The 16,089-nt window shown below is 70.9% G+C and carries 13 protein-coding genes; all 13 read right to left on the bottom strand.

Annotated features, from left to right (window positions below; genetic code table 11):
* Window positions 1–268: 268 nt before the first annotated feature.
* Window positions 269–1,615: an MraY family glycosyltransferase gene (locus ACZ4VT_RS06485; protein WP_467947206.1), complete on the bottom strand. Its 1,347-nt coding sequence runs from the start codon at window positions 1,613–1,615 to the stop codon at window positions 269–271.
* Between the two features lie 104 nt (window positions 1,616–1,719).
* Window positions 1,720–2,949 (bottom strand): serine hydroxymethyltransferase, encoded by a 1,230-nt coding sequence (locus ACZ4VT_RS06480; RefSeq protein WP_467947147.1) that lies wholly within the window; start codon window positions 2,947–2,949, stop codon window positions 1,720–1,722.
* Between the two features lie 222 nt (window positions 2,950–3,171).
* Window positions 3,172–3,804, bottom strand: a complete 633-nt coding sequence (locus tag ACZ4VT_RS06475) for an arsenate reductase/protein-tyrosine-phosphatase family protein (RefSeq protein ID WP_351293191.1) — start codon at window positions 3,802–3,804, stop codon at window positions 3,172–3,174.
* Window positions 3,801–4,448 carry an L-threonylcarbamoyladenylate synthase gene (locus ACZ4VT_RS06470; protein ID WP_351293187.1) on the bottom strand — a complete coding sequence of 216 codons (648 nt, stop codon included), beginning with the start codon at window positions 4,446–4,448 and terminating at the stop codon, window positions 3,801–3,803. The genes ACZ4VT_RS06475 and ACZ4VT_RS06470 overlap by 4 nt, the downstream gene beginning before the upstream one ends.
* Before the next feature lie 49 nt (window positions 4,449–4,497).
* The gene (gene prmC, locus ACZ4VT_RS06465; RefSeq protein ID WP_030295285.1) at window positions 4,498–5,343 is read right to left on the bottom strand and encodes a peptide chain release factor N(5)-glutamine methyltransferase; all 846 of its coding nucleotides are present in this window, start codon (window positions 5,341–5,343) and stop codon (window positions 4,498–4,500) included.
* Between the two features lie 49 nt (window positions 5,344–5,392).
* Complete coding sequence (gene prfA, locus ACZ4VT_RS06460; RefSeq protein WP_467947145.1) at window positions 5,393–6,472, bottom strand: peptide chain release factor 1; 1,080 nt, start codon at window positions 6,470–6,472, stop codon at window positions 5,393–5,395.
* Window positions 6,473–6,589: 117 nt separating this feature from the next.
* The gene (gene rpmE / locus ACZ4VT_RS06455; RefSeq protein ID WP_030708126.1) at window positions 6,590–6,808 is read right to left on the bottom strand and encodes a 50S ribosomal protein L31; all 219 of its coding nucleotides are present in this window, start codon (window positions 6,806–6,808) and stop codon (window positions 6,590–6,592) included.
* Between the two features lie 196 nt (window positions 6,809–7,004).
* Window positions 7,005–8,105 carry an LCP family protein gene (locus tag ACZ4VT_RS06450; RefSeq protein ID WP_467947143.1) on the bottom strand — a complete coding sequence of 367 codons (1,101 nt, stop codon included), beginning with the start codon at window positions 8,103–8,105 and terminating at the stop codon, window positions 7,005–7,007.
* A 264-nt stretch (window positions 8,106–8,369) separates the two neighbouring features.
* Window positions 8,370–10,472 (bottom strand): transcription termination factor Rho, encoded by a 2,103-nt coding sequence (gene rho, locus ACZ4VT_RS06445; RefSeq protein WP_467947142.1) that lies wholly within the window; start codon window positions 10,470–10,472, stop codon window positions 8,370–8,372.
* A gap of 434 nt (window positions 10,473–10,906) precedes the next feature.
* A complete protein-coding gene (thrB, locus tag ACZ4VT_RS06440; protein WP_030708122.1) occupies window positions 10,907–11,833 on the bottom strand; it encodes a homoserine kinase in 927 nt (308 codons plus the stop codon).
* Window positions 11,834–12,194: 361 nt separating this feature from the next.
* Window positions 12,195–13,265, bottom strand: a complete 1,071-nt coding sequence (gene thrC, locus ACZ4VT_RS06435; RefSeq protein ID WP_467947140.1) for a threonine synthase — start codon at window positions 13,263–13,265, stop codon at window positions 12,195–12,197.
* Window positions 13,266–13,271: 6 nt separating this feature from the next.
* The gene (locus tag ACZ4VT_RS06430; protein WP_467947204.1) at window positions 13,272–14,561 is read right to left on the bottom strand and encodes a homoserine dehydrogenase; all 1,290 of its coding nucleotides are present in this window, start codon (window positions 14,559–14,561) and stop codon (window positions 13,272–13,274) included.
* A 126-nt stretch (window positions 14,562–14,687) separates the two neighbouring features.
* The gene (gene lysA, locus ACZ4VT_RS06425) at window positions 14,688–16,079 is read right to left on the bottom strand and encodes a diaminopimelate decarboxylase (protein WP_467947138.1); all 1,392 of its coding nucleotides are present in this window, start codon (window positions 16,077–16,079) and stop codon (window positions 14,688–14,690) included.
* Window positions 16,080–16,089 lie beyond the last annotated feature (10 nt).

The raw sequence follows: 16,089 nt of genomic DNA, 5'->3' as shown, positions 1-16,089 counted from the left end.
GTTTGCTCCGCGTGGTGGTGGGGGCACTGGACTCGTACAGGACGAGCGTAAGCCCGGTCCGAGAGAGAACCTCGGGCCAAGGGGCCGTCGCACTACGGTCCTTCGGCTCTGTCGCCGGGTTTAGTGAACGGTATCACAAACTATTTGATGAGAGCTTTACCTGCCCGGTGTGCTGACTGTCACACATGAGAGGGACCCTGCGCGTGTGTGCGACAGACATGCGGGTTGTCTGGTAAAGGGCATCCATGTCCGACATGCGATGCGGCCGTCAGCGGGTGGATTCGGCCTTACGCCGGTCGGGGAAGCGCGAACGGGGGCCCACGGCGGTCGCTCCGTTGACGCCGGAGACGCCCGCCGCGATCGGCCTGGCGGGCTGCGGCTCCGTGCCCGAGGCATCCAGCGCGGCCGCTTCCGCGGCCGCCTCGGCCGCCCGTGCGGCGTGCCGGTAGCGCGGCGGAACCAGACCCTCCGCCCACCGCGGGGTGCGCGGGGTGAAGCGCGGCAGGAGCAGCAGGATCAGACCCACGGCGCTCAGCGCGGCGATCGCCAGCACGATCCACATGGTGGCGGAGTGCACCGAGTACGCCACCGTGCCGAAGGCGATCAGCCCCGACCAGAAGTACATGATCAGGACCGCGCGGCTGTGCGAATGCCCGAGCTCCAGCAGCCGGTGGTGGAGGTGCCCGCGGTCGGCCGTGAAGGGCGACTGGCCATTCCACGTACGCCGCACGATGGCCAGGACCAGGTCCGCCATCGGGATCGCGATGATCGTCAGGGGCAGGATCAGCGGGATGTACGCGGGGAGCATCGCGTGCGTCGCGTTGCGCTCACCGCCCGCGAAGAGGGCCAGGGTGTCCGGGTCCACCTGGCCGGTCAGGGAGATCGCGGAGGCGGCCAGCACCAGCCCGATGAGCATGGAGCCGGAGTCGCCCATGAAGATCCGCGCGGGGTGCATGTTGTGCGGCAGGAAGCCCAGGCACATGCCCATCAGGATGGCGGCGAAGAGGGTCGCGGGCGCGGCCGACTCGATGCCGTAGCCGAACCAGATCCGGTACGCGTAGAGGAAGAGCGCCGCGGCGGCGATGCAGACCATCCCGGCGGCCAGGCCGTCGAGGCCGTCGACGAAGTTCACCGCGTTGATGGTGATCACGACGAGGGCCACGGTGAGCAGGTTGCCCTGCCACTGGGTGAGCGGGACCGTGCCGATGCCCGGGACCGGGATCCACAGGATCGTCAGGCCCTGCATGACCATCACGCCGGCGGAGATCATCTGGGCGCCGAGCTTGATGAGGGCGTCGATCTCGAACTTGTCGTCGAGGACGCCGACGAGCCAGATCAGGGCCGCGCCGGAGAGCAGCGCGCGCGGTTCGTTCGACAGCTCGAAGACGCCGTTGAGGTTCCGCAGGTGGTCGGCGACCAGCAGGCCCGCACACAGACCGCCGAACATGGCGATGCCGCCCAGCCGTGGCGTGGGCTCTCGGTGCACGTCGCGGGCACGGATCTCCGGCATGGCCCCGGCCGCGATCGCGAACTTCCGCACGGGCCCGGTCAGCAGGTAGGTCACCGCGACCGTGACGCAAAGCGTCAGCAGATATTCACGCACGGGCTGCCCCAGATGTATCGCCGGCCATCTCAGCCCCACACATTAGCTGCGATGTCCCCTCCCCCGAGGACGCGAGGGGGCCGTATCCCGGTTGCACTACGCCCCTCTTGTCCCGCTTACTCCCCGTAAGGGGGAAATTCGAGTGCCAGCTCATTGACCTCCGTACGTGTCTTCGCGCCGTCCACGCGCAGCCCCGCGGCGAACAGCGCCGCGATCCGGCGCATCTGCGCCTCCCCCATCCCCTGGGTGGTCACCGCGGCCGTTCCCAGCCGGACGCCGCGCTGGTCCCCGTACGGGAGGGCGCAGGTGTCGAGGACGATCCCGGCGGCGGCCAGCCGGCCGCGGGCGGTCGGGCCGTCCATGCCCAGCGGCGCCGGGTCGGCGGTGATCAGATGCGTGTCGGTGCCGCCGGTGGTGATGGTGAAACCGTGCTCTTCGAGGGCGCCCGCCAGCACCCGGGCATTGGCGACGACCCGGTGGGCGTAGGTGGTGAAGGCCGGCCTGGCCGCCTCGCCGAAGCCCACGGCCTTGGCGGCGATGGTGTGCATCTGGGCGCCGCCCTGGGTGAACGGGAACACCGCCCGGTCGATGCGCTCGGCGAACTCGGCGCCGCACAGGACCATCCCGCCGCGCGGGCCGCGCAGCACCTTGTGCGTGGTCGCGCAGACGACGTCGGCGTAGGGCACGGGACTGGGCGCGGCCCCGCCGGCCACCAGCCCGATCGGATGGGCCGCGTCGGCGATCAGATAGGCCCCGACCTCGTCGGCGATCTCCCGGAAGGCCGAGTACTCGGGGTGGCGGGGGTAGGAGATGGACCCGCACACGATCGCCTTGGGGCGGTGCGCGCGGGCGAGGTCCTGCACCTGCTCGTAGTCGATGAGACCCGTCTCGGCGTCGACCCCGTACCCGACGAAGTCGAACCAGCGCCCGGAGAAGTTGGCGGGCGATCCGTGGGTGAGGTGCCCCCCGTACGGGAGCCCCATCGCCAGCACCGTGTCCCCGGGCCGCAGCAGCGCGGCGTACGCGGCCAGGACGGCGGAGGAGCCGGAGTGCGGCTGCACGTTCGCGTGCTCGGCTCCGAACAGCGCCTTGGCCCGCTCCACGGCGATCTGCTCGGCCAGGTCGGCGTACTCGCAGCCGCCGTGGTACCGGTGGCCGGGGTATCCCTCGGCGTACTTGTTGGCGAGCGGCGACCCGAGCGCGGCGAGCACCGCGGGGGAGGTGAAGTTCTCGGCGGCGATCAGCTGCAGGCTCCCGGCCTGCCGCTGCCGCTCCCCGTCGAGCACGTCGGCCATCTGCGGATCCTGCTGCCGCAGCAGGTCCGTGGGCTGGGTGATGACGCTCATGGCACGACTCCAGGTGGTACCGGGTACCAGCCACTTTAGGCCCGCGCCCCGCACCGCGCCCTGCGGCGACGCCGACCATCCTGGCCGCACCGGATCCAGCCCGCCGCCGTTTGAGGCACTGGGGGTCCCCCCGGACGGAGTCGGGGGACGGTCCGGGGCGGAGCCCGATCTTTCAGCCCGGCCGGCGTTCGAGGCGCGGGGGCTGGGGCGGAGCCCGCAGGGTCAGCGCGAGGCCGTGACGCCCGTCAGGGCCGTGACCACGGGGTCCAGCGCCTGGTTGATCTCGTCGCCGATCGAGCGGAAGAAGGTGATCGGCGCCCCGTACGGGTCGTACACCTCGTCCGCGTCCGGCGAGGGCGCCAGCAGCCATCCCCGCAGCGCCGCGGCGGCCCGCACCAGCGCCCGCGCCCGCTCCGCCATGCCGTCGTCCAGCGGCGGCAGCGTGGCCGGATCTATCGCCCGCACCAGCCGGGTGAACTCCTTCAGCGTGAAGGTCCGCAGCCCGGCGGAGTGGCCCATCGAGATGACCTGCGCCCGGTGGTCACGGGTGGCGGTCAGGACCAGGTCGGCACGTATGACGTGCTCGTCCAGCAGCTCGCGCCCGGTGAAACCGGAGGCGTCGGCCCCGAAGTCCGCCAGCACGGCGGCCGCGTTGGCCTCCATCGGGGCGCCCTCGTGGCCCCAGGTGCCGGCGCTCTCCACGATGAGGTCGCCCGTCACGATCCCGCCCAGCCGGTGCGACAGGGCGTGCCGCGTCAGCCGCTCGGTGATCGGCGAGCGGCACACGTTGCCGGTGCTGACGTGGAGTATGCGGAAAGCGTTTCCCCCAGCTATGCCACGCCCCTCAGGGCTCACGGGGCGACCTCGAGGTCGGGTACGACCTCCCGCAGCTGCTCGGCGCTGAGCGCGCCCTCCCGCAGCAGGACGGGAACCTTCCCGGTGACGTCGACGATCGACGACGGCTGGATGCCGGGCGTCGGGCCGCCGTCCAGGTACACGGACACGGAGTCCCCGAGCATCTCGCGCGCCGCGTCGCAGTCCTCGGGCGCCGGCTGACCGGACAGGTTGGCCGAGGACACCGCCATCGGGCCGACCTCGGTCAGCAGCTCGATCGCGACGGGGTGCAGGGGCATGCGGACGGCGACCGTGCCGTCGGTGTCCCCCAGGTCCCACGCCAGGGACGGCTGGTGCTTGGCGACCAGCGTCAGCGCACCCGGCCAGAACGCGTCGACGAGCTCCCACGCCTGCTCGGAGAAGTCCGTGACGAGGCCGTGCAGGGTGTTCGGGGAGCCGATGAGCACCGGGGTGGGCATACCGCGCCCCCGCCCCTTGGCGGCGAGCAGGTCGTGGACGGCCTCCGGGCTGAAGGCGTCCGCGCCGATCCCGTACAGGGTGTCGGTGGGCAGCACGACGAGCTCGCCGCGGCGCACGGCGGACGCGGCTTCACGCAGACCCGTCTTACGGTCCGTCGCGTCGTTGCAGTCGTATCGCCGGGCCATCAGCGGGCCTCCTCGTGCAGCAGGGGGGTGGCGGGAATCGTCGCGCCGGTCACGGCAGTGCCTTGCGCGCGGTCGCGAAGCGGGGACGGTTGTTGAGGTCCGGATGGTCGGCCGCGTCGGCCCAGCCCCGTTCCTCGGCGAAGATCCACGGGACCTGGCCGCCCTGGGTGTCGGCGTGCTCGATGACGACGATGCCGCCGGGCCGCAGCAGCCGGTGGGCGGTGCGCTCGATGCCGCGGATGGTGTCGAGGCCGTCCTCGCCGGAGAAGAGCGCCATCTCCGGATCGTGGTCGCGGGCCTCGGGGGCGACGTACTCCCACTCGGTGAGCGGGATGTACGGCGGGTTGGAGATGACCAGGTCGACCTGGCCGTCGAGCTCCGGCAGGGCGCTCAGGGCGTCGCCCTGGTGGACGGTGACCCTGGACCCCTCGGCGTTCTTGCGGGTCCACCGCAGGGCGTCCTCGGACAGCTCGACCGCGTGCACGCGCGAGCGCGGCACCTCCTGCGCCATGGCGAGCGCGATGGCGCCGGAGCCGGTGCACAGGTCCACGATCATGGGCTCGACCACGTCCATCGCCCGGACGGCGTGTATGGCCCAGTCGACGACCGACTCGGTCTCGGGCCGGGGCACGAACACCCCGGGCCCGACCTGGAGCTCCAGGTACCGGAAGAAGGCGCGGCCGGTGATGTGCTGGAGCGGCTCGCGCGCCTCGCGGCGGGCGACGGCCTCCCAGTAGCGGGCGTCGAAGTCCGCGTCCTTGACGTGGTGCAGTTCCCCCCGTTTGACGCCGTGCACGAAGGCCGCGAGCTCCTCCGCGTCGAAACGCGGTGAGGGCACGCCGGCGGCGGCCAGCCGCTGGGTGGCCTGGGCCACCTCGGCAAGCAGCAAGTTCACGCTGGTCCTCCGGGCTGCTGTCGAACGGGGGGTGAAGCAGGGATCAGGGTCAGTGCGCGGCCGCGAGCTTGGCTGCGGAGTCGGTGTCCACGCAGGCCTGGATGACCGGGTCGAGGTCACCGTCGAGCACCTGGTCCAAGTTGTACGCCTTGAAACCGGTCCGGTGGTCCGAGATCCGGTTTTCCGGGTAGTTGTACGTACGGATCTTCTCGGACCGGTCCACGCTGCGCACCTGGCTGCGGCGCACGTCGGAGGCCTCCTGCTCGGCGGCTTCCTGGGCGGCGGCCAGCAGGCGCGACCGCAGGATGCGCATGGCCTGCTCCTTGTTCTGGAGCTGGCTCTTCTCGTTCTGGCAGGAGGCGACCACACCGGTCGGGAGGTGCGTGATGCGCACGGCCGAGTCGGTGGTGTTGACGGACTGGCCGCCGGGGCCGGAGGAGCGGTACACGTCGATGCGGAGGTCGTTCATGTTGACCTCGACCTCGACCTCCTCGGCCTCCGGGGTGACGAGCACGCCGGCGGCGGAGGTGTGGATGCGGCCCTGGGACTCGGTGGCCGGAACCCGCTGGACGCGGTGCACGCCGCCCTCGTACTTCAGGCGGGCCCACACGCCCTGGCCGGGCTCGGTGGCGCCGTTGCCGCCCTTGGTGCGGACGGAGACCTGGACGTCCTTGTAGCCGCCGAGCTCGGACTCGGTGGCGTCGATGATCTCGGTCTTCCAGCCCACCCGCTCGGCGTAGCGCAGGTACATGCGCAGCAGGTCGCCGGCGAACAGCGCCGACTCGTCGCCGCCCGCGCCCGCCTTGACCTCCAGGAGCACGTCCTTGTCGTCGCTGGGGTCACGCGGGACCAGCAGCAGGCGGAGCTTCTCGGTGAGCTCCTCGCGCTGCTGGGTCAGCTCCTTGACCTCGGCGGCGAAGTCCGGGTCGTCGGCCGCGAACTCCTTGGCCGTCTCGATGTCCTCGGCCGACTGCTTCCAGGCACGGAAGGTCGCGATGATCGGGGTCAGCTCCGCGTAGCGCTTGTTCAGCTTGCGCGCGTTGGCCTGATCCGAGTGGACCGAAGGGTCGGCGAGCTTCTTCTCAAGATCGGCGTGTTCGCCGACCAATTCCTCGACCGCCTCGAACATCGGGGGCTCCTGTGGTGAAAGTACGAACGGGGTGACTTGGCGAGACGACGACAAAGGCGCCGGTCCGGCCGCCCCCGAGTGGACAGGGGGCGGCCGGTGACCGGCGCCTGGGTCGCGCTACTTCTTGGCCGCACCCTTGCCGAAGCGCGCCTCGAAGCGGGCCACGCGGCCACCGGTGTCGAGGATCTTCTGCTTGCCCGTGTAGAACGGGTGGCACTCGGAGCAGACCTCGGCTCGGATGGAGCCCTCGGTCAGGGTGCTACGGGTGGTGAACGACGCGCCACAGGTGCAGCTGACCTGGGTCTCGACGTACTCGGGGTGAACATCGCGCTTCAAGGTGTCTCCTAGATTCGGGAGGGCGCCGGGTCGCAGGAGCCGAATTGCGCACTGCGTGAACCGGGGCCGACAGACCAGTCTGCCAGGACCGGGCTGCCTGTCAAAATTCTGAGGACGCATCCCTCAACGGAGGGGGGCCGGCATCTATTCCGCGCCCCCGCGGAATCCGTACGGAAGCCGCCTGAGCAGGGGCTCCCTACTGGACGATGCCGCCGACGGTGCCCTTGTCCCCCATGGACTTCTCGGTGGCCTCGGCCGGGATCGGCCGGTCCGCGAGCAGCGCTTCCCAGACGAGCTTCGACTCCTTCGTCAGCGGGGCGACGCGATCGGCGTCACGCGGGTCCACCGTCACCGGCAGGGTGATCATGTGCATGTTCTGGGCCTCGATGCCCTGCAGGCCTTGGGCGAAGCCCATGAGGGACTTCACGTCGCCGAGCGCCTTGTCGGTGGTGATCGCCTTGGTCGCGGAGTCGGCGAGGTCGACCAGCCGCTTGGGGTTGTCGAACACCCCGATGCTCTTGACCTGCTTGATCAGTGCCTTGATGAAGGCCTGCTGGAGCTGTATTCGGCCCAGGTCGCTGCCGTCGCCGACGCTCTTGCGGGTGCGGACGAGGCCGAGGGCCTGTTCGCCGTTGAGGTGGTTCGGGCCGGCCGCGAGTTCGAGGTGGCTGGCGCCGTCCTTGATCGGCTTGGTGGTGGTCACGTCGACGCCGCCGAGGTTGTCGATGATCTTCTTGAAGCCCGTGAAGTCGACCTCGATGTAGTGGTCCATCCGGATCCCCGACATCTTCTCGACGGTCTTGACCGCGCAGGCGGCCCCGCCGATGGTGTACGCCTCGTTGAACTGCTTGCGCGGGCCGCCCGGGTCGCTCTTGCCCTTGCCGGTGGGGCATTCGGGACGGGCCGTCATGGTGTCGCGCGGGATCGATACGACGCTGGCCTGCTTGTGGCCCTCGTAGAGGTGGACGATCATCGCGGTGTCGGAGCGGGCCGAGCCGCCGTCGTCCTGGCCGTACTCGCCGTTGGCGCCGCCGCGGGAGTCGGAGCCGAGCACCAGGATGTCCATCGAGCCGTTGTCGACGTTCTGCGGGCGGTCGGTGCCGAGGGCCTGGTCGATGTCGACGGTCTTCAGATTGCCGTTGAGCTTGAAGTAGAAGTAGCCGAGGCCCGCGCCCCCCAGCAGGACCACCCCCGCCGCGCTCCACGCGGCGATGACGAGAGCCCTGCGGCGCTTCGGCGGTTTGCGCCGGCGCCGGCCCGCGGCACGTCGGCCGCGGCCCATGCTGTCCTCGGTCATGTCTCCTCAGTCCCTGAGTCTGGTCCCCTGGTCCGTTCCGGCCCGCCGTCCACTCCGCGGGCCCCTCTCACACAGACGGGTGAACGTCCCGCAGGGTTCCAGGGGCGGGGTGTGGTGAAGCCCGCACCGGTGCCCGTGGAGCCGTGTGGAGCCCCCTGGAGCCCCCTGGAGCCGCTTAAACGCCCGGCAGCCCCCGCCGCTGGTGCGACGGGGGCTGCTCGGGTCGATGCCACGTGTCAGGCGTCATGCGCCCGACGCCGGACCTCAGTCGTCGTTCTTGCCCGACGGGGTCGTCTTCGCGATCTGCATCAGGAACTCGGCGTTCGACTTCGTCTGCTTCATCTTGTCGAGCAGCAGCTCGATCGCCTGCTGCGAGTCGAGCGCGTGCAGCACCCGGCGCAGCTTCCAGACGATGGCGAGCTCCTCCGCGTTGAGGAGGATCTCCTCCTTGCGGGTGCCCGACGGGTCGACGTCGACGGCCGGGAAGATGCGCTTGTCGGCGAGCTTCCGGTCGAGCTTGAGCTCCATGTTGCCGGTGCCCTTGAACTCCTCGAAGATCACCTCGTCCATGCGCGAGCCGGTGTCGACGAGCGCGGTGGCCAGGATGGTCAGCGAGCCGCCGTCCTCGATGTTGCGCGCGGCACCGAAGAAGCGCTTCGGCGGGTACAGCGCGGTCGAGTCGACACCACCGGACAGGATGCGGCCGGAGGCGGGCGCCGCGAGGTTGTACGCGCGGCCCAGACGGGTGATGGAGTCCAGCAGGACGACCACGTCGTGACCCAGCTCGACGAGACGCTTGGCGCGCTCGATGGCCAGCTCGGCGACGGTGGTGTGGTCCTCGGCCGGGCGGTCGAAGGTCGAGGAGATGACCTCGCCCTTGACCGACCGCTGCATGTCGGTGACCTCTTCCGGACGCTCGTCGACCAGGACGACCATCAGGTGGCACTCGGGGTTGTTCGTGGTGATCGCGTTGGCGATCGCCTGCATGATCATGGTCTTGCCGGTCTTCGGCGGGGCCACGATCAGACCGCGCTGGCCCTTACCGATCGGCGACACGAGGTCGATGATGCGGGTGGTCAGCACGCCCGGGTCGGTCTCCAGACGGAGCCGGTCCTGCGGGTAGAGCGGGGTCAGCTTCTGGAACTCCGGGCGGCCGCGGCCGGATTCGGGCGCCATGCCGTTCACCGAGTCCAGACGCACGAGGGCGTTGAACTTCTCGCGGCGCTCGCCGTCCTTGGGCTGACGGACCGCACCGGTGGTGTGGTCACCCTTGCGCAGGCCGGCCTTGCGGACCTGGGCGAGGGACACGTACACGTCGTTGGGACCGGGCAGGTAGCCCGAGGTCCGGATGAACGCGTAGTTGTCGAGGATGTCGAGGATGCCCGCGACGGGGATCAGCACGTCGTCGTCGGCGACCTGCGGCTCGCTCGGGGCGAACTCGTCACGGCCACGACGGCCACGACGGTCGCGGTAGCGGCCGCGACGGCCACGGCGGCCGTCCTCACCGTCGAAGTCGTCCTGCGGACCGTTGTCCTGGCGGTCCTGACGGCCCTGCTGAGCCTGGCCCTGGCCCTGGCCGCGGCCGCCCTGCTGCTGGCGGTCCTGACGGTCGGCGCGGTCCTGACGGTCGGCGCGGTCCTGACGGCCGCCGCCCTGTCCGCCCTGACCACCCTGCGGGGCCTGACCCTGGCCGCCCTGGCCCTGGTCGTCGCCCTTGGCACCGCGGTCACGGCGGTCGCGCTGGCGGTCGCCGCGCTCGGCGCGGTCACGGCGGTCGCGACGGCCGCGGCCCTCGCCGTCCTGACCCGGCGCCTGGCCGGCGGAGACCGCCGTGGCGTCGGCCTTGACCTCGGACTGCGCCGGGGCGGCCGTCACGGTCTCGGTCTTCTGCTCGACCTGCACGGCGACGGGCGCCGAGCCCTCGGGGCTGCCGGAGGGGGCCGTGGCCCGACGGCGGCGGCGCTCGCCGGCCGGCGCGTCGTCGCTGGCCGGCTGGCCCGGGATCTCGATCTGCGCCTGCGCGGCAGGCTTCTCGGCGGGCGCCTCGGCGGCGGCCTCGCCCGTTCGGGCCTTGCTGGTGGCGCGGCGCTTCGGCTTGGCCTCGGCGGTGTCCCCGGCGGCGGAGGCCGCGGCCTTGGGAGCACCGCTGCCCGCCTGCGCCTCCTTGATGACCTCGATCAGCTGGCTCTTGCGCATCCGCGCGGTGCCCCTGATCCCGAGGCCCGACGCGACCTGCTGCAGCTCGGCGAGGACCATGCCGTCAAGGCCGGTGCCGGTGCGTCGGCGCTTGGGTGCGGCGCCCGCGGCGGGGGCACTGGCGTCGACAGAGGTGTCGGCAGCGCCCATCAGATCGGTGGTGTCGCTCACGAAGGGTCCTTCCCTGGAGCGGACGTCGGCCTGTCTGGCTCGGCGACCGGTTGTGCTGTCCGACAACAGTCCTAGGTGTGGACCGTGCCGGGGCGGTGGTCCGCCGATAGAGATACGGCGGGAGAGAAACGTGCATGGGTGGTTCCGGCGAGAAGCCCCCGAGCTGAAAGCGTGGGAATGTCACGCCGATTCCGGAGCGTGCTCGAAACTGCTGGAAGTGATCAAAGCAGTCGGGGAGGCTCCCGGAAGAAATGTGGTCCCGGATGGGGACACTGAGCACCGAGCCATGGCGGCTTCCGATGCGCACTTGAGACTAACACTACCGGATCCAATAGATATTCCCCCTCTCAATCACCGGCAATCGCGCCCTTCCGCGCGGGCGGCCTGCCCTGGCCGCCCGCCCCTGACCGGCTGCGCATCCCACAAGAACGGCCTTAGCCGCCCTGGGTGCCCAGCGGAAGTACGCTCGCGCCCGCGGCGTCGAGGGCGAGCCGGTTGGCCGCCCATCCCTCGCCCGCGAGCTGCGCGACCTTGTCGGCCGCGCCGTTGTCGACCAGCGCGAGGACCGTGGGGCCCGCGCCGGAGATGACCGCGGGGATCCCGTCCGCCCGCAGTCGGTTCACAAGTGCGACGCTCTCGGGCATCGCCGGGGACCGGTACTCCTGGTGGAGCCGGTCTTCGGTGGCGGGCAGCAGCAGCTCGGGACGCCTGGTCAGGGCTTCCACGAGCAGGCCCGCGCGGCCCGCGTTGACGGCCGCGTCCACGTGCGGGACGCTGCGCGGCAGCAGGCCGCGCGCGGTCTCCGTCAGGACCGGCTTGGACGGCACGAAGACCACCGGAACGATGGATTCGGCAGGCTCCATTCGGATCGCCTTGGCACTGCCGCCGTCCATCCACGCCAGGGTGAATCCGCCGAGCAGACAGGCGGCGACGTTGTCGGGGTGTCCCTCGATCTCGGTGGCGAGCTCCAGCAGCGCCGCGTCGTCGAGCCTGGCCTCGCCGCCTATGGTCACGGCGCGGGCGGCGACGATGCCGGCGCAGATCGCGGCGGAGGAGGAACCGAGGCCGCGGCCGTGCGGGATCCGGTTGGCGCAGACGACCTCAAGGCCGCGCGGCTGTCCGCCCAGCAGGTCGAAGGCGGTGCGCATGGAGCGTACGAGCAGGTGGCTCTCGTCCCGCGGGAGGGTGTCGGCGCCCTCGCCCGCGATGTCGATGTTCAGGCCGGAGTCGGCCACCCGGACGACTACGTCGTCGTAGAGCCCCAGGGCCAGGCCCAGGGCGTCGAAGCCCGGGCCGAGGTTGGCACTGCTGGCGGGGACGCGCACCCGTACGGCGGCGGCGCGGAACGCTGGACCGGCCATCGTCCGATGACACTCCTTGTGACTGTGCGAGATCTTCGCTCTTCGCTGGCTCGCTGCGAATGTACTGGAGAACGTACGACACCCGAAGGCCCTCGGGGCAGCACCGCAGTCATATGCGCGGTGGCGGATGTAAGTACAGCGTATCGAAGGAAGGTTCTCTCGCGACATAGGGCGCACAGGAGGCGCACGATGCGTGTCGCGGACTTCGACGGCTTCAGCCGCACTTTTGTCGTCGTACGGGGTGAGTTGCCGGGTTCCGGAGGGCCTCGGAAGCCCTCCGGAACCGGCTCACACGTGGTGTGCGTTACCACCGGGATCACGCGGGGACCGGCCATCACCGGGTCCCCGCACCGGATCCGGCCTAGACCAGCCCCAGACGGACGGCGGCGGCCTCGGCGTCCACCGGAACGGTGACCGGCTGCGGAGCGCCGGCGATCGCCCAGTCGGGGTCCTTCAGGCCGTTGCCGGTGACGGTGCACACGATCTTCTGACCGGGGTCCACCAAGCCCAGCTCGGCGGCCTTGAGCAGGCCGGCCACCGATGCGGCCGAGGCGGGCTCGACGAAGACGCCCTCCTGCGCGGCCAACAGCCGGTAGGCGGCGAGGATCTGGCGGTCGGTCACCTCGTCGATGAAGCCGCCCGACTCGTCGCGCGCCTGCAGGGCGTAGTCCCAGGAGGCCGGGTTGCCGATGCGGATCGCGGTGGCGATGGTGTGCGGCTCCTTGACGACCTCGCCGCGCACGATCGGCGCGGAGCCGGAGGCCTGGAAACCCCACACGCGGGGCGTACGGGAGGACAGGCCGTCGGCCATGTACTCCTTGAAGCCCTTCCAGTACGCGGTGATGTTGCCGGCGTTGCCGACGGGCAGCACGTGGATGTCGGGGGCGTCGCCGAGCGCGTCGACGATCTCGAACGCGGCCGTCTTCTGACCCTCGATGCGCACCGGGTTGACCGAATTGACCAGCGCGACCGGGTAGTTGTCGGAGAGCGCGCGGGCCAGGTTCAGGCAGTCGTCGAAGTTGCCGTCCACCTGCAGGATCTTGGCGCCGTGCACGAGGGCCTGGCCCATCTTGCCGAGCGCGATCTTGCCGCGCGGCACGAGCACGGCGGAGACCATCCCGGCGCGCACCGCGTACGCGGCGGCGGAGGCCGAAGTGTTGCCGGTGGAGGCGCAGATGACCGCCTTGGCGCCCTCCTCCTTGGCCTTGCTGATCGCCATGGTCATGCCGCGGTCCTTGAAGGACCCGGTGGGGTTGGCCCCCTCGACCTTCAGGTGGACCTCACAGCCGGTGCGCTCGGAGAGCACCTGCGCGGGGACGAGGGGAGTGCCACCCTCGCGGAGCGTCACCACGGGAGTGGCGTCCGTCACCGGCAGGCGGTCCCGGTACTCCTCGATGATGCCGCGCCACTGGTGGGTGCGATTGCTGCTCATGGGTCCTTACTCCCCTTCAACACGCATGATGCTGGCCACACCGCGCACGGTGTCCAGCTTCCGCAGTGCCTCGACGGTCCCGGAGAGGGCGGCGTCGGGCGCGCGGTGAGTGACGACGACGAGGGAGGCCTCGCCGTCCTTGCCCTGCTGGCGGACCGTGTCGATGGAGACACCGTGCTCCGCGAAGGTGGTCGCCACCTGGGCGAGGACGCCCGGCTTGTCCGCCACATCGAGGCTGATGTGGTAGCGCGTGACGACGTCCCCCATGGGGCTGACCGGCAGCTGGGTGTACGCGGACTCGCCGGGCCCCGTTGCCTCGGCGAGCTTGTTGCGGGCGACGGCGACGAGGTCGCCGAGGACCGCGGAGGCGGTCGGCGCGCCGCCCGCGCCGGGCCCGTAGAACATGAGCCGCCCGGCGGCCTCCGCCTCGACGAAGACGGCGTTGTACGCCTCGCGGACGGAGGCGAGCGGGTGGGTGAGCGGGATCATCGCCGGGTGGACGCGGGCGGTGACGGACTCGCCGTCCGCGGCGCGCTCCAGGATGGCGAGGAGCTTGATGGTGCAGCCCATCCGCTTGGCGGAGGCGAAGTCGGCGGCGCTGACCTCGGTCATGCCCTCGCGGGACACGTCGTCCAGGCGGACGCGGGTGTGGAAGGCGATGCCGGCCAGGATCGCGGCCTTGGCGGCGGCGTCGTAGCCCTCGACGTCGGCGGTCGGGTCGGCCTCGGCGTACCCGAGGGCCGTGGCCTCGTCGAGCGCCTCCTGATAGCCGGCGCCTGTCGAGTCCATCTTGTCGAGGATGAAGTTCGTCGTGCCGTTGACGATGCCCATCACCCGGTTGATCTTGTCGCCGGCGAGGGACTCGCGCATCGGGCGCACCAGCGGGATGGCGCCGGCGACGGCGGCCTCGTAGTAGAGGTCCAGCCCGGCAGCCTCGGCCGCGGCGTGCAGCGCGGCGCCGTCCTGGGCGAGCAGCGCCTTGTTCGCGGAGACCACGGAGATGCCGTGCTCGAAGGCGGTGGTGATCAGGCCGCGGGCGGGCTCGATGCCGCCGATGACCTCGATGGCGATGTCGATGTCACCGCGTTTGAGGAGGGCGGTCGCATCGGTGGTGATCAACGCGGGGTCGATGCCCTCGCGCACCTTCGAGGGGCGGCGCACCGCCACGCCGGCAAGCTCCACGGGCGCGCCGATCCTCTGCGTGAGGTCGTCGGCGTGCGTCGTCATGATGCGAGCCACCTCTGAGCCGACCACTCCACAGCCCAGCAGCGCCACCTTCAGCGGACGCGTACGCATCATTCGACCTACGCCTTTCGATCTTCCATCAGTAGCCCGCGCGCGGGTTGCGCGCCGGGTGGAACCAGTCTCACTCAATGGACAGCAGTTTCCATCCTCGGTCCATTGAGTGAGACACCAATTTCATTATCCGAGGTCGAGACGCAGGAGATCTTCCTCCGTCTCGCGGCGGACGATCACTCGGGCCTGTCCGTCACGCACGGCGACGACGGGCGGGCGCAGCGCGTGGTTGTAGTTGCTGGCCATGGAGCGGCAGTACGCACCGGTGGCCGGAACGGCGAGGAGGTCGCCGGGGGCCAGGTCGGCGGGCAGGAAGGCGTCCTTCACGACGATGTCGCCGCTCTCGCAGTGCTTGCCGACGACGCGTACGAGCATGGGCTCGGCGGTGGAGGTGCGGGAGACGAGGGAAATGGAGTACTCGGCGTCGTACAGGGCGGTGCGGATGTTGTCGGACATCCCGCCGTCGACGCTCACGTACGTACGGAGTCCTTCGAGGGGCTTGATCGTCCCGACCTCGTAGAGCGTGAAGGCGGTCGGGCCGACGATGGCGCGGCCGGGCTCGACCGAGATCCGGGGGGCGCGCAGCCCGGCGCTCTCGCACTCCCGGGCCACGATCTCGTGCAGGGCCTTGGCGATCTCGTGGGGCTCGCGCGGGTCGTCGTTCGAGGTGTAGGCGATGCCGAGCCCGCCGCCGAGGTCGATCTCGGGCAGCTCCACGCCGTGCTCGTCGCGCACGGCGGCGAGCAGCCGCACGACGCGCTTGGCGGAGACCTCGAAGCCGGCCATGTCGAAGATCTGCGACCCGATGTGGGAGTGGACGCCGAGCAGCTCCAGGCTGTCGTGCCCGAGCGCGCGCCGCACGGCCTCGGCGGCGGACCCGTCCGCGACGGCGATCCCGAACTTCTGGTCCTCGTGGGCGGTGGCGATGAACTCGTGCGTGTGCGCCTCGACGCCGACCGTCACGCGGATCTGCACGGGCTGGCGCACGCCCAGTTCACGGGCGATGTGCGCGACGCGGGCGATCTCCTGGAAGGAGTCGAGCACGATCCGTCCGACCCCGGCCCCGACGGCCCTGCGGATCTCGCCCTCGGACTTGTTGTTGCCGTGGAAGGCGATGCGGGAGGCGGGCATCCCCGCGGCGAGGGCGGTGGCCAGCTCCCCGCCGGAGCAGACGTCGACGTTCAGCCCCTCCTCCTTCAGCCACTTCACGACGGCCTTGGAGAGGAACGCCTTCCCGGCGTAGAAGACGTCGGCGTCGGCACCGAAGGCGTGCGCCCAGGCCCGGCACCGCGCCCGGAAGTCCTCTTCGTCCAGGAAGTACGCGGGCGTGCCGAACTCCTCGGCGAGCCGGGTCACTTCGATGCCGCCGACGGACACGACACCGTCGCCGTCGCGCGTGACGGTCCGCGCCCAGACCTTCTCGTCCAGCGCGTTCAGGTCGGCGGGCGGCGGCGAGTAGTGCCCCTCGGGCAGGACGTCGGCGTGGCGGGGTCCGGCGGGGTGCGCGGAACGGCTCATCGGTATCTCT

This window comes from Streptomyces sp. NPDC029164, assembly GCF_055563995.1.
Note: the sequence above shows the minus strand (reverse complement) of the source record. Positions and strands in the feature narration are given on the sequence as shown.

Bases quoted from the DNA above. Each gene is read 5' to 3' on its own strand.
- ACZ4VT_RS06470 (WP_351293187.1), bottom strand. From the start codon at position 4,448: ATGGCCCGGCGATACGACTGCAACGACGCGACGGACCGTAAGACGGGT.
- ACZ4VT_RS06430 (WP_467947204.1), bottom strand. From the start codon at position 14,561: ATGCGTACGCGTCCGCTGAAGGTGGCGCTGCTGGGCTGTGGAGTGGTC.
- ACZ4VT_RS06480 (WP_467947147.1), bottom strand. From the start codon at position 2,949: ATGAGCGTCATCACCCAGCCCACGGACCTGCTGCGGCAGCAGGATCCG.
- prfA (WP_467947145.1), bottom strand. From the start codon at position 6,472: ATGTTCGAGGCGGTCGAGGAATTGGTCGGCGAACACGCCGATCTTGAG.
- thrC (WP_467947140.1), bottom strand. From the start codon at position 13,265: ATGAGCAGCAATCGCACCCACCAGTGGCGCGGCATCATCGAGGAGTAC.
- thrB (WP_030708122.1), bottom strand. From the start codon at position 11,833: ATGGCCGGTCCAGCGTTCCGCGCCGCCGCCGTACGGGTGCGCGTCCCC.
- ACZ4VT_RS06450 (WP_467947143.1), bottom strand. From the start codon at position 8,105: ATGACCGAGGACAGCATGGGCCGCGGCCGACGTGCCGCGGGCCGGCGC.
- lysA (WP_467947138.1), bottom strand. From the start codon at position 16,079: ATGAGCCGTTCCGCGCACCCCGCCGGACCCCGCCACGCCGACGTCCTG.